Below are 20,533 nucleotides of genomic sequence, written 5' to 3'. Positions count from 1 at the left end.
GCCAGCAGGGAAAAAGCCATCGCACAAATGTTTTCGGAGTAAACATTTGTGCGATGGCTTTTTTGAACCCCCAACGGTCTTGATTGGTGTGGTATTAAACCACGCCTGTCAAGATTGTGTCCGGGGGACTGGGGGAAGTATTTTATGATATGTAAAAAGCAGTTAATAACTAACTGCTTTTTACATACCTAACATTTGTGAATGAGAACCCGTGTCAACGAGTAATAGGACAAGTTCGCCATTGTCTATCTGATAAGCAAGGAGCCAATCTGGCTCAATGTGTAATTCTCTAATGCCGTGCCATTTTTTTCCATTTAAAACATGGTCTTTATAGTGAGCCGGCAGTGGATCACCGCTTAAAATAAGGTCAACAATATGAAATAATTTATCAAGGTCTTTTCCTTGCTTCACAACACGTTTAACTGATTTTTTGAACTGATTTGACTGTCTAACTTTGTACATATTCTTTTAACGATGCTTTCCAGTCTGCTGCCGTATCATAGGTTTCAACACGGTTGTTTTCAATATCATCAAGCGCTTTATCAAGTGTTGATGTCACTCTTGGTTTAAAGGGTAGCTCTCTATCATCAATCACACGTTTAATGAACATATTAACTGCTGCGGTTGTTGTTAATCCCATGTCTTCAAAGATAGTTTCGGCTTCTGTTTTGAGTTGTGGATCAATTTTTACGTTTAAATTGGCTTTTTTTTGTGTTGTCATTATCTTTTATACCTCTGTATTCATTTTAACACAAAAGTATTCTATTTGCCTACTATAGTAAACCAATAGGATATAAATGTATTAACGCTTCATTTTATTATAAATTTCGTGTGCCATGGCATCAAATATCGTTTCTAACGTCACATGAGATATTATGTCGCTATAATCTTTGAATAGACTGCCATTGTAACGGGCAACGCCATTGCTTGCTAGCGACAAGTCATCACCATTTTTCAACTTGGCAAAGGCAATGCCGTCATTTGTTTCTTCAATACTAATTACTGTAAATTCTGACATGCTTTATCCTGTTCCTTTGCTTTTGATGAGTGACGTTCTGGGTTATCACACCACCAGTCATTCATTAACTTAAACAATTGTTTACGAATTGTGGCACAACTGGCTTTAGAATTACCACAAACTAATGTCGTGACATCTTCATCAAATACTAAATTTGTTAATGGGTTTTTAGCAGAATGTAGTGAGAAAAAATAATCATAGTCACCATCTTGATAATGATTGATATAGGCTTGTAAGCGAATTAGTTGGTAATCTTTAGGCATATCGCGCCATGACACCAACTCTTCATTAAGTGAAATATTTTGTTCAATACATAGATATTCAGTGATTAACGCTTTGTGGGAGGTGTACCATGCCATTTCTTGTTACCAACTTTCTGTATAATATAAAATTTCAGTTCGTTCATGATAGTCGAGTTCATTTTTTAAACGTCGTGTTGTATCCGCTAATTCATCAGAAATAAGATTTCCCTTTATAGTTGCTCGTTTTCTGCGTATGAATAATAACATTTACCACTTACAATAAAATGATCACGTAAGGGTAGATGCATCATGTCGCTTAACTTCTTTAATCTTTGTGTAAATTTGTTATCTGTTTGAGAAGGGAGTACATGACCACTGGGGTGGTTATGGGTAATGATAATGCTAGCGGCATTGTTGAGTAAAGCAATTTGGAAAACTTCTCGTGGCATTACATTGACGCCCGTAATTTGACCAATGGCAATTGTATCAAGACTAATCACCTCTAGTGCTACGTTCAAACTTAACACCACAAAATGTTCTTGTAATTGGCGGCCAATATGTTCTTGTAGATATTGGCCAACAGCGGTTGACGAATTGGCGGTAAAGTTAGGGGCTACTTCTCGTAATTGGTAGCCATGAGGTGATGTGTTAATCATAGTCATCTTAAAAACCTTTCCTGACGGCTGTTTTTTGTACCGTTTTATTCTGATGGTGTTGTGAACGGACAAACGACAACAAGCCAGGGCGAGTTTGCAAAGCTCGCGTAGCGACACGGAGTGCTTGGCCTTGCAAATTTAGCCCCAAATCTTTGGACTTTAGTCCTTAGATTTGTTTAGCTTGTTAAAGTTTTGGTAGTCACATACACCAGAATAACCGCACAAAAAACAGCCAGCAGGAAAAAAGCCATCGCACAAATGTTTTCAGAGTAAACATTTGTGCGATGGCTTTTTTTGAACCCCCAACGGTCTTGATTGGTGTGGTATTAAACCACACCTGTCAAGATTGTGTCTGGGGGACTGGGGGTGTTTTAAATCCTTTAAAACTAACTGTGGCGCTTTATGAACTTTTTTAAATTCCTGATATATTGACCCTATATTAGACAAAAGGAGCAATAACACATGGCAAAAAAGAGTATGAATCAACAAATTCAAGAAAAGCAGGCACGTGTAGTAGCACTGGATTTACAAATGAAGGCAATTCAGGAAGAAAAACGTCAGATAAAAAAAGAGATGATAGCACTAAATGATGCGCAAATAGCTGAACTGGGCCGCTCATTACTGGAAAAAATGAACTTGAGTCCTAATGACATTGACCAGGCATTTTCCGAATTGAATCACTTACCAATTATAAAAGAAGATGGCGGTCAAAATCATGACGATCAGTAAGGAAGAACGGGCACAGCTCAAGCAACTACCAATCCGTGGATACTGTGATTGGAAGGGCATTCCCTATACAACTGATACATCCTCTGAGTTACGTATGGTAGATCATGATAGTTTGGTGGTTCGAACAAAACTTAATCGCTTTGTCTGGAATTCAACTGGTGCTAAGGGTGATTTAGTCGATTTCATTCATTATTACGAACTTGGCAAATCTGATAGCGAAAGCAAAGGGCCGGCAATTAAAAATCAACTTGCCTACGCTCGCTTTGTGAAGGGGGAAAACATTGACGTGTCCAAACTTTATGAAGGCACCACACCTCGTTACAAATTTGATTACGATAAAGTCTTTAAAACCCAGAAAACAACGATTGTCAAAGATTACTTAGTTAACCAGAGAAAGCTTAATCCACAGTTCGTTGACAATTTATTGAAAAGTGGCGCAGTTGTGCAGGGCAGCCGTTACCGAGAAGGGGATAAGCTCCATCAAAATCCAGTCATCTTCCCGTGGAAGGATGTTACTGGAAAAATCGTCGGCGCAGATCGACAAGGAACTGAGCAAGACTTCGAGCACTTCAAAAAACGTGGGTCATCAAAAAAGATATTTGCAGGAAGTGACACATCTACTGGTTACAATCTCTCATTTGGCACAGGAGATCAAACATTAGTTTTATTTGAGAGCCCAGTTGATTTACTCAGTTACGCGCAACAAAATCATCAAGACATGGTTAAAAACAATGCCACATTATTATCTGTATCAGGCACTGATGCCAAACGTGGGGTGCAATTCCTCAATGATGCCGTGACTGCTAAGCAGGCCAAATTCAATAAAATCATTGTGGCGTTTGATAATGATAAAGCCGGTTTTAAGGCTGCTGATTACTTCGATCGTTTTAGTTTCAAAAATCCAATCACGAATGAAGCAATTACCGCAGAACGTCAGATTCCTTTGCAAGGTAAAGATTGGAATGAACAGTTAAAAGCAGGCATCCTTGGTACACGAGTCATGACTATGACTGAAAATGCCAACCGTTTAGAGGCATTAGAGACATTTGAAACGCCAACTAGCAATTTAAAACAGGACGACGAGAACACGAGCATCATCAAACCAGTAAACCAAGGTGAGAAAAGACCTGTTAAATCTGACATTCCACGACGAAATAAAGCTGATCGACGCAAAGAAAATGCTTTAAAAAACAAAAAAATCATCCAAGAAGCAATGGGGAAAGTAGCCAAGTACCAACAAGACCAACAGGAACTCAAAAAGTTACTCGATTTTACCGCAACTGGCCTCAATTACTCGGCGCGTAACTCAATGCTCATTCAATTGCAGAATCCTCAAGCAACGTTACTAAAAGGCTATAAACAATGGTCGGCTGATGGTATCCAGGTCAATAAGGGTGAACAAGGCATCAAAATATTTGGTGCACCGGCTAATTTAAAAACCATTATTGATCGTAATGGGGAAAAGATACGCTGGGCGGACGCTACATCTCAACAAAAGGAATTGGCCAACAACAAGCAATTAGAAGTTCGCAGTATCAAACATTATCCAGTTGAAACAGTTTTTGATGTCCGTCAAACCAATGCCACAGCAGCACAGTTACCAAGCCTGTTACCTAATCGACCAATTGATTTGGCCACTGATAAAAGTCCAAAGCACCTCGATGCTGCTTATAAAACCTTGTTGAAGTTCGCAGACAAAATAAAAGTACCTGTCATTGACCAGGGTGTGGACGATCAAATTGCGAAAAGACCAATGACTTGGCAAGGACAAGCAAAGGGCGCTTTTGTGCAATCAAAGAAAAACCAAGATGAGAAATTTATCTTGTTGCGAAGTGACTTAACACCAACTGATAAAATTCATACCTTAGCGCATGAAATTGCGCATGCACAGCTTCATTCCTTGCAAAGCCAAAACAATTGGCCAACGGCGATTAAAGAAACCCAGGCAGAACTATCCAGTTATGTCATCACCAAAAATCTAGGCATTGAGCCAGGTGAAAAAAGTGTTGATTACATGGCTGGTTGGTCAAAGAATTTGAAAGCCCTGGCAGATCAAAATACGGGTAAAGTGATTAGTCAAGCTTTAAAAGCAAGTACCGATGTGACGCAATATTTATCCGACAACTTGAGTCATGGCGAAGTGCGCCAAACCAAAACATCAAAATTGCTAAAGCCTGATAACCTCGCTGTCGTTGAACAAAGCTATCAGGCTGTCAATCAAACCAGTACTAGACATATTTAATAAAGGAGCTAAGACATGTCACAAGAAAACGTTAAAGAACTCACAGGCTATATCACTGGCCTCACGAAATCACCAAAAGTGATGATTCTATCTTTCCAGGAACAACAGGAACAAGGGCAACAAAGTGCGATGGCTTTAACACTTGAAACTAATCGTTATCATGAGCTCTTTCCTGCGGGTGATCCAATTCTTGGTTTAGAAGTGGTTGTGGTATTAAAACAAACGAGTCAAAAAATGCAAATTGAAGCGATTTATAATCCAGAAGGCGATTTTATTGCCGCTGATGAACTGCCAGAAATAGGACAACTCAATCACCAGTTAGATGATTCAAAAGAAAGCGACCTATACGCCGCGTTGATGGTTGATCGTCAAAAAGCAATTGATAAAATTGAGGCGAGTAGCAGTGAATTAGAACGTTTAGCACAAGAACACGACGCTGACAACGAAACAAAGGTGGCTTCAATTGATTATGGTGATCCCTTCAGCGACCAGGGAGGTCAAGAATGAATGCAATAATACAGCATAACAGTCTCACGCCTTATCTAGATCGCTATACTACAGACATTAGTGCTAAGGTCATGACTGATCCTGATAAATATCAAGCCTATCAACGTGAAGCGATCACACGTCGTATGATGGTTTCACTCATGAAACAGATTCAAAATGCGCCACTGTTAGTTGGCTTACCTGGTGTTGGTAAAACAGCGATTGTCGAAGATTTAGCCAGACAGCTGTTAAATACAGACGTTGTTGCCTTAAAGGGAAAACATTTGATCCAAATTAGTTTGGCCAATTTAATGAAGAGTAGTGACGGTGAGTCGTTCGCCCATAAATTTCAAGCGATCATTAATGAATTAATTGCTAACAAGGAAACGGTTATTGCTTTTATTGATGAAATTCATCAAATCGTTGGTACTGGTGCTGAAACAGCCGGCAGCTCATTAGATGCTGGTAATATAATCAAACCTGCGTTGAGTCGTGATGATCTCCAAATTATTGGGGCAACCACGACCAAAGAATTCCATGAATACGTCGCACGTGATGGCGCGTTAATGCGCCGATTTGATTTGATTGAAGTGCCAGAATTGAGTTATGAGCAAACAAAAAATGTTTTGGCTAAAGTTGCTCTACAACTCAATGCTGGTATTGAAGTGCCAGAGTCAGTTCAAGACAAAATTATGGCGTTAGCACAGCGTTATATGACTGATCGTTACTTTCCTGAAAAAGCCATTATGCTGCTAGACGGTGCACTCAGTGTCGCCAAATTAGCTAACAAAACAGTCCTTGATGGTACAGATGTTGCGACGATCATTCATGATGATTACCATGTGCCCGAATACGTCATCAATCAAACCACCGATGAACGTCTATTGAATTTACTACCTCAGCTCAAGAGCCAAGTCATTGGGCAAGAAACAGCTTTAGAAAAAGTAGCTATGAAACTCACGAATCGTGAGGCAGGACTGGCGGATACTTCAAAACCGGAATCATTTCTCTTTATGGGACCGACTGGTGTGGGTAAGACAGAAACGGCCAAACAATTAGCTGGCAATCTCTTTGGTAACAATCAAAATTTTATCCGTTTTGACATGTCGGAGTTTAAATTTGCAGGGACTAGCTTGGAACGTTTTAAAGATCAGCTGACGACACAAGTTAGGCATACTCCTTATGCGGTCTTGTTGTTAGATGAAATTGAAAAAGCTGATCCAGAAGTGATGGATTTGCTCCTACAAGTTTTAGACGATGGACGATTAAGCGATGAATATGGTCGTGTTATTAATTTCAAAGATTTAATCATTATCATGACAACTAACTCAGGGGCCAAAGCTGTTATGAATCGTGATTCCAAGTCTGAGTCCGTTAAAGAAGACAAAAAACGGCAAGCCAACTTTGAAGAACAACTTGAAATTGCTTTACAGAGCGATGGCTATCGGCCTGAGTTTATTGCTCGAATAGGGGCTATTGTGGTGTTTGATGTTTTAAATATGACAGACATGGTGAAAATTGTTGCTCTCAAACTCACGCGTCTTAACCAAAAAGCGCAAGCTAGTGGCTTCAATATTTTATTTAGTACAGAAAATGTGGCCAAATATATTCCCTCATTTGACCTGGGCTTTGAGTATTTAAATGACCAACAAGAAATCAGTTCACCAATTGCGAATTATATCGCTGATGTGGGTTATAAGCCTTCACGAGGTGTTCGTCCAATTGATGATACGATTGCAACTTATGTGAGTGATCCCGTAGCAGCGGCAATTATCAAGCAACGTCAGGGAGTTACGCAAGACTTTGATACATTTATCTTTAGAGCGATTGGCAATCCACCGTCATTAACGAGTCCTTATGGTGAATGGCAAGTCGTCGTCTCAACCGTTAAGGAGGCATCAAGCAATGAAACTATTTAAAAAGGATTATCGGGGTGAACGTCAATTTATGCGTGACAGTTTCATTCGTTGGCGTGGTCGCTCTTGGTTTCTTTGGCTATATGGCATTTTAGCGACGATGATTGTTATGGTCGTATCGTTATACGTCACGATTTTGGTTGATTTAATCGTTCGAGTGGCCGGTCCCTATATTCAAGCTTTTATGTTTTATGTTCAAAGTGGAGTCACGCAGTGGCCGGAATTTACAGATTTGATGAACATGACGCTAACGGTGCTAAACCCACTCAACATGTTTTTAATTCTCTTTAGGCTCACCTTAGTCACAGGTATTGTATTAGGACTCGTCTTTCTGTTACTCCTCAAAAAGTATGTTTTCCAACGTATCTATGATTGGTATCAACTTTTTAGAGACCAAACGCGAAACACGAATCGTTTTGCAGAGATACGAGAAGTCGATAAGACCTATAAGCTCATACCTGACCGCAATAAAAATTTCAAAGGTAAACCTGGTCAACCAGTATTACACACACAAGGCTATACCTTTGAATTCTTTATGATTCACCCAATACTTTGGGCTTGGCAATGGTTTAAACGGCCACTGGGAATGAATTCACTAGTATTTAGTGGTTTATATAAAAAAATACGACCCTTATTATTGGCTCATTTACCCAAATTATTTGAAAATCAAATAATAGTGACAGGCGGGTTTGATGGTTTTTATTGGCTAGACACTAGCAACACGCATTCAAAAACAACGGGTATGACACGATCGTCGAAGGATCAAATGCGTGGTTATACGTTCATTGATATTTTGCGACGGGCAGAAATTAAGTGGAATATTATTGATACGGACGCCAAAAACGAAGATGCAAAAATGAGTTACAAATCGTTAAGATCAGCAGGCTACGATGTCAAATTACTAAATATCATGAATCCTAGTGAATCTGAATCCTGGAATCCCTTACAAATCGCAATGGACTACGCATTTGACGGCGACTGGGATAGTGCGAATACAGAATTACGTCAGGTCGTCCAGGTAATTGGGGGTCCTGGTGGTGAAGAAACGAGTCATAAAGATATTTGGGACAGTGCAGCTGAAAGCACCATCCAAGCAGTCATGTTAACCGTATTATATCTGGCCGTACGCCACCAGGATAAATCAATGGTTACCATTTCAAACGTCTTGCAATTTATCAATGATATGAACAAATTCACGGATAAGTCAGGTGATGGGTTGACCAGGTATATGACTAATCTAGGTAAGTTACCGCGTACACCAGCACGTAACATGATTATTTTAAATGCCGCTGAATATTTGTCGGCGACTGGGGAAACCAAGTCCTCAATTTCCTTTTCTGTGATGAACCGCTTGAACTTGTTTGCCTCAGAGTCCATTACAAGACTTACAACTTTTAATACGATCAACTTGACTGACCTAGGATTTCCAAGAATGCTCAAAATGAAGTTCTCTGACCGCTATAAAGGGGTTCATGTGAGTATTCGAGTTTATGAATTGGGTAAACAAAAGGTAATAGAAAAGGATAAGTTAACGGTGTCCCAATCGGGCACCTTAACTTATCCTATCCACAATTGTTTACCCACTTCATGGCGAATTGAGCTGTCACTCGATAATGACGGCAACACAATCACCATGCGTAAACAGTCATTTACATTGACTGGTAAAATTGTACAACGAAAGTTGCTCAATGGCAAGATTAAGCGAGATAAATATTCTCAAGAGCCGGTGATTCAATGTCTGGTAGATCGTATCAAGCCAATCAATGCCACTGAAACCCCTGGCGTACAATTACGCTATTCTGAAAGGCCAATGGCAGTATTCATTATCACGCCACAATCAAACGATGACTTCTCTGCTTTGGCCAGTTTATTTATCTCCCAGGTCTTCTCGGTGAACACTGATATTGCGGCCACAATCACACGTCGGAAAATGGATAATTGGATTTTATATAAACTTAATGAGTTCTCAATGTTCCCACGCATACCAGGATTTACCAACATTTTGACGCGTGGCCTAACTTACGGTCACATAGTTGATTTGTACATCCAAACATTGACGCAACCACGATTACACTATTCTGAAATGGAAACTAACGACATTAACGGTAACACGGGTAATTGGTTCCATATTTTAACCAATGATGAGTCAACTAACGAAGCTTTATCAAAACAATTAGGTGAAGTAGAGGTTCAAACTGAATCTGTGAACTCACAAATTGGGTTAGATCGTCAAGATCGTGGTAATCGTCAAATTCAGGTCAGCAAAGTTAGACTCTTAGATGCAAAAGAAATTAGCGAGCTAAGTCCACGTGAAATGATTACCATTCGGACGATCAAACGAACAGATAAGAAGGGACGAGATGTGCGGCCACTGCCAATTTTCTCTACAGGCGCTTATCGAATGCCCTTTGCCTATGAACTACTAGGCAAGCAGTATTCACTAGATTACTACACGGCAGATCTCAATATCAAAGCGCAACATAATGATTTAAAATATGATGATTTGTATCATGATTTTGTCCCTTATTTTGATGAATTGGCGCAACAACTACAACTCTCACTTGAAGATGGGGAATCTGATCGTAACGCAATTGATTATCGATCAGCTAGCGCTTTAACAGATGAGGCAATCAATGATATTTTGGACAACTCGCAACAAAATGTGGGGTCACCTGGTATGCTTACTAATCAGGAAATCAGTGACCAGGAACGTTATCTTAACTGGAAAGAAAACTTTAATCCAAATGAGCCATTTATGACCGAGGCACAGATAGATAACGTTGATCTACGTTTGATTGTTGAAAAATCGATTAAAACACGCATTCCACGGTCAAATAAAACAGAAGAACAAACCAGCGCTAATGGCTATTTGGACAAAGGTCTATTTTTAAAACTACCTAGTAACAATAATAACGCAACCGTCCTCCGGTTACTTAACAACGAACCCCAATACATGTGGGAAATCTATAAGCAGCTTAATGCTGCAACACAACAAGGAGAAGTCGAATGACAAATCTAACACTGGGGTTAAATTCCTTGGCAGAAACATTACCTGCGAATGGCCCAACAGCTGATTTTTACACGCAATGGTCACAATACCTGTCGCCATTGCCACACATATTCTTAACACTAATCATGCTATTCATGCACAGTATTGCGTTAATTTTCTATTACATTGCGGATGCAGTTTATTCCGCCTATACTTCATCATTTAAATTACTAGACTTTATGAATATATTTTTTGAACCCAGCAACTCTGTTTATATGGATTGGAATTTAGGAAATATTCTCAAAGACTTTTTATACCTCGGCTTTGTAATTTTTGGCATCATGATGATGGTGCAATGGATTCAATTCACAGCGACCTCAGGTCGTAAAGGACGTGAGTGGCCAAAGGGAATTGCCATAACTGTTGCAGTGATTAGTGCGCTGCCAATGATTATTGGCTTAATGATCAGTATTGGCACAGCAACTAACCAAGATACGATGGGAACTAAACCAGAGTCAATAATCACACAATTGTGGCAAGGTAATTCTACTGAGTTATCTAGATTAGCAGCCAATAATTTTAGTATGAGCAAGTATAAAACAGCCATGAAAAACAAGCCCATTACTAACGCCCAAATTGAAGGATCTGACTATCATTCAGTCATGAGCGATGCAGGATACACTGATGGCCTGACAAAACCACAAAAATCAGTTTTTACCAAGAAAATTGGTGGTAATAGCAACATGGTTGATATTACTGGTGATTCCCTTGTCTTAGGGAAAACCTTCGCAGATGATTACCCTGTGATGAAGACCAACTGGCTAGGGATTATTGGTGGAGAAATTGTCTTTATTATTGTAGTAGCAGGAGCCATTGTTCGCTTGTTATCATCAGTTTACAAAATGGCCTTTATGGCAGGGTCAATTGTCTATTTTGGGCTTCGTGATGGTACACAAGGAAAACGTGTTCAACAAGTGCTTAGCATGATTGAGGGTCAAATTACTGGTATTGTGATGATGCCAATTTCTTTAATTTTCTTCTTTGCTTGGGTCGAATTCGCTTTTATTACAATTAATAGTATTCCAAACCTTGGTATGTGGCCGTTTACAATCCTATCAATCGCAGCACTGTTGGCTGGTGGTAAAGGCTTAGCAGGTGGGTTTGAGATGATTGAACAATGGACTGGTGTGCGTTCCGGTCATAATCCAGTGGCATCAATGATGTTAGCCGGGCAAGCTTCGCGGATGATTGGGGGTGCCACCAAATCGGCTAAAAAACATATTGGACAAGGTCTTAGTGCTATTTCTCCAGCACAAAAGAAAAAGAACCGTGAACTCGGCCAGAAAATTGTCAACTCTGGTGGCAATCAAGGCTTGGATAATAGCAAGTCACTTAATAATCAGCAATCAGGTAGTACTGGTATGGATGCAACAGTTCTGGCTTCTGGTAAAGGCGCAAAAGCCGCTGAAATGGCTGGACGTACCGTTGGAGCCATGAAGAATCCAAGCAGCCTACTCAAGAACACTGGTCGAGCAGCTGGTGGTAAAGTTAAAGATGGCGTTAATAAAGCCGTTGGCAATGTTAAAGACTATGCCGGCGGTGTCGCTGATAACTTTGAAGGGGGTAAACAAGCTGTGGATGCTTTCAATAAGCGTCATACGCCCGTTTCACCAAATACTGAACAGGTCACGCCTGCAGGTAATCAACCGCAAAATGTACATGAGGCTTTAGCAAAGGCCTCAGATGGTGCAGCCAAAAAGACGGAGATACCAACCTCAAATGATCATGGTAGTCAAAACAATATGAGTCATGCGATGACGGGGGCACATCAAGGTTTAGATTCTAAACCAAACAGTAACAATACCAATACAAATAAACGGCCGATTGTCAGCGGAGGCACAGTGGTTCAACCAAAAGGCTTAGGGGCAACACCATCTGCCATGTCAAGAACAATACCGCAACGTTTGAGTGGCACGTTATCAGGAAAATCGCCAGTTAACAAATCCCTCACACCGGATGAACAAAAAGCAAAGGATCGTGCTTGGGCTGAAAGTGTGGTCGCTAAACAAATGGCTAAAAATAAGAATCAATCAACCGTTAAATCAAAGGAAGATAAGTGATACTGTTAATTTGTGACTGAATACGGTAAAATTAACAGTAGTTAAGTTGAAGGAGAGTGTACATGGAGAAACTCAAGCAAAACAAAATTTGGATCACGATAGTGGTTATTGGCGTGGTTGTGATTGCTATTTTGCTAGCCATGTTACACCAACAAAAACAAAGTACCCCTGAGGCACAATCTTCAAGTTATATAGCTAGTGAAAAAGCTTCATCTGCCTCAACTTCTGTGCAAGATACTAATAATGAAAAGGTCTATGCTAAGAAGGCTGCTAAGATGAAAGGTCATGTCTATAATGATTACTTCACCACCTGGACTAAGCAAGATTTCATTAACTGGGCAAATAACTATCTTGCAAAACCTGAATCAGAAAGACATCAAGATGGCGTAAAAGAATCCTTTGGCACTTCTAATACTGTTGAGAATAGTAGGATAGACATGCCATTGGACGATATTGCCAAACAAATAAAGACTGACGGTTACCCAGAGAATTACTATGAAACTGTGAAAGCATATAATAAGGACTACGCAGGAATGAACCCGGATGACATAAAGAAATAAAAAAGTCGTGATTTTTGATGTGAACCCCAATAGTTGGACAACATAGAATTAATTAACTAACAGACTCAGTGGTGAGTTGCCGATATTGAACCGGCGACAAACCATTGAGTTTTTGTTTGATACGGTGATTGTTGTAATAATTGATAAAGTCATCCACGACCACTTTGAAATCGTGAAACGATTGATACTGTTTATGATGCACGATATTAGCTTTCAAAATATGGAAGAAACTCTCAATTGGTGCATTGTCGACTGGTGTTGATTTACGGCTCATGCTTTGCGTCATGCCAAAATCCTTTAACGTGTTAATAAACAGCGGTGTCTGATAATGGAATCCCTGATCACTATGAATAATAGCCCCACGATGCTTTGACAATGCTTTTAATGGCCGCATGACAAGCGTCATGGTTGGTGTTTTGGCTAAATGATACGACAGGACTTCGCCTGCATATAAATCGACAAACGCCGTCAAATAAGCTTTATTATGATCGTTTAATTGCATTTCAGTGACGTCTGTGACGATCTTTTGGTAAGGTGCGTCAGCTTGAAAGTCGCGTTTAATGACACGTTCGGCAATCCGACCTACTGTGCCGCGATAGGAATTATAGCGGCGTTTACGTGTGTTATACGTTGTGCTGAGGAGTGCATTTTGACGCATAATGCGGAGCACGCGCTTATGGTTAACCAAATAACCTTGGTCGTGCAACAACGTTGTCACGCGACGATAACCATATTCGTTTTGGAATTGAGGTGACTTAATTTGACGGATTACGTCTGCTATTTTGTTGTCTGATGCCGTATTGAGCGGATGAGCTTCTAGATAATAATAGGTACTGCGTTTCAAGCCAATTAGAGCTAATAAATCATCCACTTTAAAATATTTAGTCTGCCTTAGTGACGTTACTGCCGTTTGTTTTTCTCGGTTCGTTGATCCACTAAGGCTTTTAATTTTTTTAGAACAGCATTCTCCATTTCAAGTTGATGATTCTCTTGCTTTAAGTCAGCCAGTTCTTGTTGTTCTGGTGTGAGTGGATGAATGCGTTTGCGCCCCATAGTTGGTTGCCGACCTTTCGGTTTAGGTTTTAACCCATTGTACCCGAATTTTCGATACGTTCTCAACCAATTAGCGATTGTTGTACTAGGGAAGACCGCAAAATAGCGTGCCGCCTCTGATTGTGAGTGTGTTTCAAGATAGTTCAACACGGTCATTTTAAAATCTGCTGAATAGGTTTTCTGGTTTTTAAAACCAATGGAACCAGTCACGAGATACTCATCACGCCATTCGCGAATCGCGTGATCATTATTGATGGCATATTTTTTGACTAATTCAATCAAACTATTTTGACCAGATAACCATTCCTTAACGACCATTAATTTAAATTCATTTGAATATTTTGACATAGAAAAACCCAATAACTTTCTGAACAGATTTTTTATTCTGTCCAAGTTATTGGGTTCACTTCATTTTTATATCACGGCTTTTTGCTTGCTTAAATTTATTTTGCCTGGTCTAAAACTTGCGCCAATATCAGATCAACGAAAGCACTTGATGAACGAAAGCCCTGTTTAGCAGCCAATTGATCAATGCCTTGCTTTATCTCAGGGCGAATAGTGTAAGTGGTTTGCACCTTACGTGAACTAATATTAGACGTTGGTATTTTGAAATCAGGGCTTAATGATGCTTGAGGTTCGGAGGTGGGCTTTCTGAAAGCCTCTGCTAGTTGCCTTTGCGCACTAGCCTCATCAAACATACGTGGGTCTTTTTTATCGTAATCCATTATTTTACGCTTTCTAGTAGTTGCTGATAAGCAGCATTTATTTGTTGGAGTGTTTTCGGGTTGCGCTTAGTTTGTTCTAGATCAAAGACTGGAGTCTTTAGCATAGTCGAGCTATTAAAGACTTCGCGTTCATTTAATACAGCGACTAAATTATCAATTTGATCAATCATCTGGCCAAATTCATGACTTGACCGAGTATTATGCTTCACACGATTTGCTAAATATAATACTTTTGCTTCAATCAATGATGCCCGTGTGCGAATATCTACTGCGTCATCGCGGAATTCTTTCATCCGCAGGTCAAATTGCTGTTTCGATTGGATAAAACCATACTCAGATGGTTCTAGTGGAACGACAACATAATCAGAAACGGCAATCATATTCTTTGTTAACGTCCCAAATTCCGGATGCGTATCAATTAAAATATAATCATAGTCCTTAATTTCCTCAAGGTGATCTTGTAACCACATCATCATCATGAAGTTTTTATTGTTCTTTGATTGTAGAGTACCTTCTAGTTCATCTAAATGGGGACTAGCAGGTATTAACCCCAATTGTGGGTTAAGTTGTCGTATTTTGGCTAAACCGCCGGTGAAGACGTCATATAGTGTATTTTGATTCGTATAACTTTCGTATGTAGATGACAGGTTACCTTGATAATCTGAATCAATTAACAAGACTTTGTAGCCTTGACGAATCAAGTAACTTGCAAAGTTGAATGTCATCGTTGTTTTACCAACGCCACCTTTTGAGGCTGAAAATGTAATTGTTTTACTCATGATGAAGCTCCTTAGTTATTTTATTCGTCAAAACGAAATAACGAGTGAACCATCAATCCAGGCACGTAAAATTTGTGTACATATATATTATAACATATAATATATTTTATGTTATAATATACCTATAATTAAAATATGTGTTTTTTAATTCTTTTTTTCATTTTTATGATAAACTGTAAGCTATTAGTAAAATGTGCATTAATGATAGATACAATTTATTTATATTTGATGAAGTTAATAAAATATTAGGGTAGGAATATGGAAAAACAAGATCATATAGTATATCAGCAGTTTTCGTCTATAAATGTTAATGATAATTTCTTTGATTCACTACGAAATTCATATTCTGATTTTAACAGCTGGTTTCAGACTAAAGCAAGCCAAAGTAAGAAAGCCTATGTTTCATACGATGATGATCAACACCTTATTGCTTTTTTATTTTTGAAAACAGAGACTGGTCCAGAGCCGGGTGTAAGTCCGGTTCTGGATGGGAACCGAATTAAAATAGGGACATTTAAGGTTGATTGGAATCATCATTCAGCACTAGGGAAGAGATTGCTAGCAATAGCAATGAGAAAGTTTGCTTTTTATTCCTCAAAATATAGTAAAATCTATGTTACTTTGTTCGAAAACGAGAAAACAAAAGGGTTAAAAAAGCTGCTTGAATTATATGGTTTTGATTTATTTGGAACAAAGAATAAAGACGAGCTAGTTTTTGTTAAAAATGTACCTTCTAATATTGAAAGTAACCCATTTAAAATATTTCCGTTTATATCCCAGCAAAACGGTACTGATTACTTATTGGCTGTTCTTCCTAAATTTCATAGCTTAATGTTTGGTGATGTGAATCTACAATCGGAAAAAGATATTTCTGTCCCAGATACAAGCTCAATAAATAATATCGAAAAGGTATACTTGTCTGCTTCCGTTAACTCGCAGTTATTGACTTTTGGAGATCATCTTATTGCTTACAGAATGACTGATTATAAAGGATCGGCATATTATCGTTCCGTTACCACTTCTGTTGGTACTGTAATTGAAGTTAAGAATTTATCTAATTTTGTCACATTTACTGATTTTGAACAATACGTTAAAAATAAATCAGTTTTTAGTTCTGATGAACTCTCCAGATTTTGGAAGCAACGAACATATCCTTGGGTCATTAAGTTTTTGTATAACTTCTCTTTTGAAAAATATCCTAACCGAGAAAAACTATTGAATAATAACATCATAAATGAAGATCAACGAATTGTTGTTCAGAGAATTGAGAAGAAGAGTTTTATTGAACTTGTGAAGTTAGGAGAAACCAATGAAAGCTTTATTATCGATTAAACCAGAATATGTTCGTCAAATACTGGCTGGAACAAAAAAGTATGAATATCGTAGAATCATTTTTGCACGACAGGACGTATCCTCAATCGTAATTTATTCAACATTACCTGACGGATTGGTAGTTGCAGAAGTAGAAGTAAGAAATATTCTAAAAGGGTCAAAATCAAAAATTTGGAATGAAACAAAAGGTTTTAGTGGTATTTCAAGAGCTGAATTGTTTGATTACTTTGATAATAAAGATGAGGTTTACGCAATAGAACTGGGAAAAGTTACTCCCTATTTGGAACCAAAATCTCTTAAAGAATTCAATCCATCTATCAAAGCCGCTCCACAATCTTTTATATATATATAAATTCCTAAAATCCTCGTTCAGAGGTTTTTTTATTTATGAATAATATTATATTAATTTACTCAGAGGATTCTCTGAGTTTTTTTTTTTTAAAAATCTAACTGTGGCGGTTTATGACTTATCTCTTATTTTGTATAGAATGACATCAGATTGAATTTCAATCCAGGCAAAAATAATTGATTAAAGGAGATTTATTTATGTATGACCATTTTACCCCTGGGCGAAATATTTGGAAGAAAGTGTCTCGCTGGCTATTTTTTACGATGGAACGAATTTTTGTTCTAGCGATTGTCTTTGGCATCACTTACTTAATGATTAAATCATTTTATCCCTACAATATTGGTAGGTATGGCTTGATTTTAATTATTAGTAATGCACTATTAGCTGGCTTTCTCATTTTACCAAGTCCAAGTAACCCAATGGGGTTAATGTATCAAGAAATGCTACGTGGCATTTTAAAATCAACAAAGCACGCTACTGGTGATCTCGTAGCTGTGACTGATAATAAGCAAAGAGAGGAAAAATAATGGGAATTAAAGCCAAACAAACGCAAAGAAAACAAGGGTTAACGGTTGTAAAACAAGCACTGGATAGTCGGAAACCAATACCCATCTTTTTTGCTTTACCTTACAAGGACATCTTGAACAAACTAGGTCATCCAATTCTACTAACTGATGACACATATGCTGATATGCTCAATTTACCAGGGAAAGATTTAGACTTCTTGAACGCCGAAGGAGACAAGAGTTCAAACGCTATCATTGCAGACTTCCATCAATTATTGTCCATCTATGTTGAAGACTTTGATATTTTTGTCAGTCAATTACCGGCTGACACGCGCATCCAACAAGCCTCATGGGGACATGAATTGGTCAAAATCGAAAACGAATTAAACAGTGCAGACTTGGATGATCGTCACTACCAACAGTTATTGATGATGCGACAAACTATTTTACAAGAAATTAACATTGAAAAAAATGTGGTTGGTGACATTAAGCATCAAGAATACACCGCAGTCATTTATGGTAAGACGATAGCTGCTTTAGAAAAGAATCGTCGTGATTTCATTGCTCATGCTGGCATGGCGTTCACCCCTGAACCAGTTTCTCTAGCCCGTAAAAAAATGGTCATGTATCAGATTAACAACCCTGGGGAAACCTTAGAATTGGAGGAAAAGTAATTATGCGGACAAGTTTAAATACTGCTAAGCGCTCAGCGTTAAAGGCAAGAGGGTACAACCTTGATTTAATTGAAGAAGTGCAAAACCTTGGCGGCATTGAATTCCATACCACTTACTTTGATGATGGGATGGCCAGTAGTGCAATCATTAATGTTTATGACTATCCCAAGAGCGAACAACTACAGGGCTGGTTTAAAGAACTCATCAACCACAAAAACACGATTGTGGACATTAAAATCGGGACGGAAAATAAATTTGAAGTCCAAAAAGCCCTTGAAACAGCCACAAATACCTTGCGAAGTAAGGCACGTAGTGATGTGACTTCACAAGGGGACGCCTTAGAGGCTGAACAAGATGCTGAAATTACATTGCAAGATTTAAACGAAGCGCGTAATGGTCGTGAAATTTACAAACGGGTTTATGTCCGATTGTTGGTTACGGATGTGTCGCCTGAGGAATTACGTCGTCGCGTGAAAGAAATTCAACAACAGCTTTCTAACTACCGCATGAAAATTTATCCTTCGGAGCAATTAACACACTTCCAACAGTTCTTCATGCCAGCCATGTCGGTTGAAAACCAAACCATCAAGGATAGAGGCTTCCCAATGAAGGCTTATGCTTTGGCTGGTTCTTATGCTTTTAACCAGACCTTTATTGCTCATCCACGTGGCTCGTATATGGGTTTGACCATGCAACGGGGTGAGGTAATGTATGATCCGAGTTACAATGACCATCGCACACAATTAACTGCTTACAATCTGGTTGTTGGTGGGGAACGCTCTGGTAAAAGTGCCTTTGGAAAAAAGAATCTTGGTCCGTTGGTTTCTCGTGGTGATACGGTTTGGGTATTTGATAAATCAAACGAATGGCGTGATCTTATTAATGCCTATTATGGGGTTACATTGACCCTTGATGGCAGCCAAAATATTATTAACCTGCTACAAGTGTTTGGCACAGTCTTGGATGCTAACGGGAATGTTGATGTCATTTCTAGCTTCAACCAACACCGTACAAAAGTCATTACTTACTACGCCACATTGAATCCGCAAGCAGACAAAAAAGAATTAGAGATGTTGGGTAACTTGATCACCGATTTTTACGTTGAGCGTCGCATGTGGTCGTTGTCACCAAAAGATAACCCGCAAGATTTACGTGTGATTGGCTTACGTGATGAGGATTATCCGATTCTCGAAGATTTTCAAACCTTCCTGGAAACGCGTAATATGCTCACTAGAAATATGACGCAACCCGCCGTAGAGCGTTTAGATAATATCTTATCGACGATTAGCAGCTTGATTCAAAATCATGGTGACATGGTAAATGGTGTGACAACAATGCCTGATTTGTCTGGTGAACGTTTGATTCGTTTTGATACCAGTGGCCTTTCAAGGTTAGAAGATGACCTATACAACGCCCAATATTTCACCATTTTATCACTCATGGAAAGTTACATCACGATTAATGGTACGCAGCAACGTGACCGAATTAAACATGGTGAGGTCTCAACTCAAGCAAACACCAATGGCAATCCACCAAAATACTTCTGGTGGATCCAAGATGAAGCAGATGATATTTTCAATGCTAAGCACTCATTAGGCATTACCTTTGGCGATAACATGATGGCGCAACATGGTAAAGATTTCTTCGGTATGTTTGCTATATTCCCAGGACTAAAAAACGTGGTACCAACCGGTAACGCATCAGATACTGAGGCTAGTCGTGCTGCTTCATCTTTCTTTGGGCGTTTTCCTAAGCAAATTATTGGCCGTCTTTCAAAGACCGATACCACACGCCTACGTAGTGTGGTAAGTGAAACCAATATAACTGATGGCCAATTACAAGCGCTTCAGGGATTAGATCAAGGTGACTTCTTAATGAATTTGGTTGGTAAACAAGCAACATTCATGCACGTTGATCTCAATGACTCAGAAATTAACTTATTTGGTGGAGGACTATAAGATGAAATGGCCACACCCACTTAAAACAGCCCGTGACAATCGTGAAAAAATGAAGCACGAGGCTCAGCGGCTTGTAAAAAATTATGATCAAGGTGACAAACCACAACCAGTTGATAATAAGATTATCTGGTACGTGATTGGTGGCTTCATCTTTGTTTTTATTCTTAAAATCTTGAGCCTATTAATTGGAGGTTAACCC

The 20,533-nt window shown here is 39.0% G+C and carries 22 protein-coding genes; 13 read left to right on the top strand and 9 right to left on the bottom strand.

All coding sequences use genetic code 11. The features are described 5' to 3' along the window. Positions 1–180: 180 nt before the first annotated feature. From JOD28_RS05210 to JOD28_RS05190, 5 genes are all read right to left on the bottom strand, one after another. A complete protein-coding gene (locus tag JOD28_RS05210; RefSeq protein WP_060391596.1) occupies positions 181–462 on the bottom strand; it encodes a type II toxin-antitoxin system YafQ family toxin in 282 nt (93 codons plus the stop codon). After that, a complete protein-coding gene (locus JOD28_RS05205) occupies positions 449–721 on the bottom strand; it encodes a type II toxin-antitoxin system RelB/DinJ family antitoxin (protein ID WP_060391595.1) in 273 nt (90 codons plus the stop codon). Before JOD28_RS05205 ends, JOD28_RS05210 begins: the two co-directional genes overlap by 14 nt. Before the next feature lie 81 nt (positions 722–802). Next, a complete protein-coding gene (locus JOD28_RS05200; RefSeq protein ID WP_060391594.1) occupies positions 803–1,018 on the bottom strand; it encodes a hypothetical protein in 216 nt (71 codons plus the stop codon). After that, positions 1,000–1,377, bottom strand: a complete 378-nt coding sequence (locus JOD28_RS05195) for a hypothetical protein (RefSeq protein ID WP_060391593.1) — start codon at positions 1,375–1,377, stop codon at positions 1,000–1,002. Before JOD28_RS05195 ends, JOD28_RS05200 begins: the two co-directional genes overlap by 19 nt. Before the next feature lie 113 nt (positions 1,378–1,490). Next, positions 1,491–1,922 carry a JAB domain-containing protein gene (locus JOD28_RS05190; protein WP_060391592.1) on the bottom strand — a complete coding sequence of 144 codons (432 nt, stop codon included), beginning with the start codon at positions 1,920–1,922 and terminating at the stop codon, positions 1,491–1,493. A 456-nt stretch (positions 1,923–2,378) separates the two neighbouring features. Here JOD28_RS05190 and JOD28_RS05185 point away from each other — a divergent pair, with 456 nt between their 5' ends. From JOD28_RS05185 to JOD28_RS05155, 7 genes are all read left to right on the top strand, one after another. Next, entirely contained in the window at positions 2,379–2,645 is a 267-nt protein-coding gene (locus tag JOD28_RS05185) for a hypothetical protein (protein WP_060391591.1), read from the top strand. Further along, positions 2,632–4,887 carry a toprim domain-containing protein gene (locus tag JOD28_RS05180; protein WP_204769812.1) on the top strand — a complete coding sequence of 752 codons (2,256 nt, stop codon included), beginning with the start codon at positions 2,632–2,634 and terminating at the stop codon, positions 4,885–4,887. The genes JOD28_RS05185 and JOD28_RS05180 overlap by 14 nt, the downstream gene beginning before the upstream one ends. 15 nt (positions 4,888–4,902) lie before the next feature. Continuing rightward, complete coding sequence (locus JOD28_RS05175; protein ID WP_204769811.1) at positions 4,903–5,394, top strand: hypothetical protein; 492 nt, start codon at positions 4,903–4,905, stop codon at positions 5,392–5,394. Then, positions 5,391–7,292, top strand: a complete 1,902-nt coding sequence (locus tag JOD28_RS05170; protein ID WP_204769810.1) for an AAA family ATPase — start codon at positions 5,391–5,393, stop codon at positions 7,290–7,292. Before JOD28_RS05175 ends, JOD28_RS05170 begins: the two co-directional genes overlap by 4 nt. Further along, positions 7,279–10,299 carry a type IV secretory system conjugative DNA transfer family protein gene (locus tag JOD28_RS05165; protein WP_204769809.1) on the top strand — a complete coding sequence of 1,007 codons (3,021 nt, stop codon included), beginning with the start codon at positions 7,279–7,281 and terminating at the stop codon, positions 10,297–10,299. Before JOD28_RS05170 ends, JOD28_RS05165 begins: the two co-directional genes overlap by 14 nt. Then, complete coding sequence (locus JOD28_RS05160) at positions 10,296–12,398, top strand: pLS20_p028 family conjugation system transmembrane protein (protein WP_204769808.1); 2,103 nt, start codon at positions 10,296–10,298, stop codon at positions 12,396–12,398. Before JOD28_RS05165 ends, JOD28_RS05160 begins: the two co-directional genes overlap by 4 nt. A 62-nt stretch (positions 12,399–12,460) precedes the next feature. Then, positions 12,461–12,958 carry a hypothetical protein gene (locus JOD28_RS05155; protein ID WP_204769807.1) on the top strand — a complete coding sequence of 166 codons (498 nt, stop codon included), beginning with the start codon at positions 12,461–12,463 and terminating at the stop codon, positions 12,956–12,958. A gap of 52 nt (positions 12,959–13,010) precedes the next feature. Here the strand turns inward: JOD28_RS05155 and JOD28_RS05150 are convergent, their stop codons facing one another. From JOD28_RS05150 to JOD28_RS05135, 4 genes are all read right to left on the bottom strand, one after another. Further along, positions 13,011–13,907 (bottom strand): IS3 family transposase, encoded by an 897-nt coding sequence (locus JOD28_RS05150; protein ID WP_204769898.1) that lies wholly within the window; start codon positions 13,905–13,907, stop codon positions 13,011–13,013. Next, positions 13,859–14,359 carry a helix-turn-helix domain-containing protein gene (locus tag JOD28_RS05145; RefSeq protein WP_204769806.1) on the bottom strand — a complete coding sequence of 167 codons (501 nt, stop codon included), beginning with the start codon at positions 14,357–14,359 and terminating at the stop codon, positions 13,859–13,861. Before JOD28_RS05145 ends, JOD28_RS05150 begins: the two co-directional genes overlap by 49 nt. A 95-nt stretch (positions 14,360–14,454) precedes the next feature. After that, positions 14,455–14,736 carry a hypothetical protein gene (locus tag JOD28_RS05140; protein ID WP_204769805.1) on the bottom strand — a complete coding sequence of 94 codons (282 nt, stop codon included), beginning with the start codon at positions 14,734–14,736 and terminating at the stop codon, positions 14,455–14,457. After that, on the bottom strand, positions 14,736–15,515 hold the full coding sequence (locus JOD28_RS05135) for a ParA family protein (RefSeq protein WP_204769804.1): 780 nt from the start codon (positions 15,513–15,515) through the stop codon (positions 14,736–14,738). Before JOD28_RS05135 ends, JOD28_RS05140 begins: the two co-directional genes overlap by 1 nt. A 258-nt stretch (positions 15,516–15,773) precedes the next feature. Here JOD28_RS05135 and JOD28_RS05130 point away from each other — a divergent pair, with 258 nt between their 5' ends. The 6 genes from JOD28_RS05130 to JOD28_RS05105 all read left to right on the top strand — a co-directional run bounded on the left by JOD28_RS05130 (position 15,774) and on the right by JOD28_RS05105 (position 20,530). Then, positions 15,774–16,847, top strand: a complete 1,074-nt coding sequence (locus JOD28_RS05130; protein ID WP_204769803.1) for a hypothetical protein — start codon at positions 15,774–15,776, stop codon at positions 16,845–16,847. Next, positions 16,825–17,199 carry an ASCH domain-containing protein gene (locus JOD28_RS05125; protein ID WP_204769802.1) on the top strand — a complete coding sequence of 125 codons (375 nt, stop codon included), beginning with the start codon at positions 16,825–16,827 and terminating at the stop codon, positions 17,197–17,199. Before JOD28_RS05130 ends, JOD28_RS05125 begins: the two co-directional genes overlap by 23 nt. 194 nt (positions 17,200–17,393) lie before the next feature. Next, positions 17,394–17,723, top strand: coding sequence for a hypothetical protein (locus tag JOD28_RS05120; RefSeq protein WP_060391577.1), 330 nt, complete (start codon positions 17,394–17,396; stop codon positions 17,721–17,723). Beyond that, positions 17,723–18,376, top strand: coding sequence for a hypothetical protein (locus JOD28_RS05115; protein WP_204769801.1), 654 nt, complete (start codon positions 17,723–17,725; stop codon positions 18,374–18,376). The genes JOD28_RS05120 and JOD28_RS05115 overlap by 1 nt, the downstream gene beginning before the upstream one ends. A gap of 2 nt (positions 18,377–18,378) precedes the next feature. Next, a complete protein-coding gene (locus JOD28_RS05110; RefSeq protein ID WP_204769800.1) occupies positions 18,379–20,334 on the top strand; it encodes a type IV secretion system protein VirB4 in 1,956 nt (651 codons plus the stop codon). Position 20,335: 1 nt separating this feature from the next. Then, on the top strand, positions 20,336–20,530 hold the full coding sequence (locus tag JOD28_RS05105; protein WP_204769799.1) for a hypothetical protein: 195 nt from the start codon (positions 20,336–20,338) through the stop codon (positions 20,528–20,530). The last annotated feature ends 3 nt before the right edge of the window (positions 20,531–20,533 follow it).

Source organism: Leuconostoc rapi, from assembly GCF_016908715.1.
In the GTDB taxonomy this organism is placed as follows: Bacteria; Bacillota; Bacilli; order Lactobacillales; family Lactobacillaceae; genus Leuconostoc; species Leuconostoc rapi.
The sequence above is the reverse complement of the archived record's forward strand: the minus strand, read 5'-3'. Positions and strand labels throughout refer to the sequence as shown.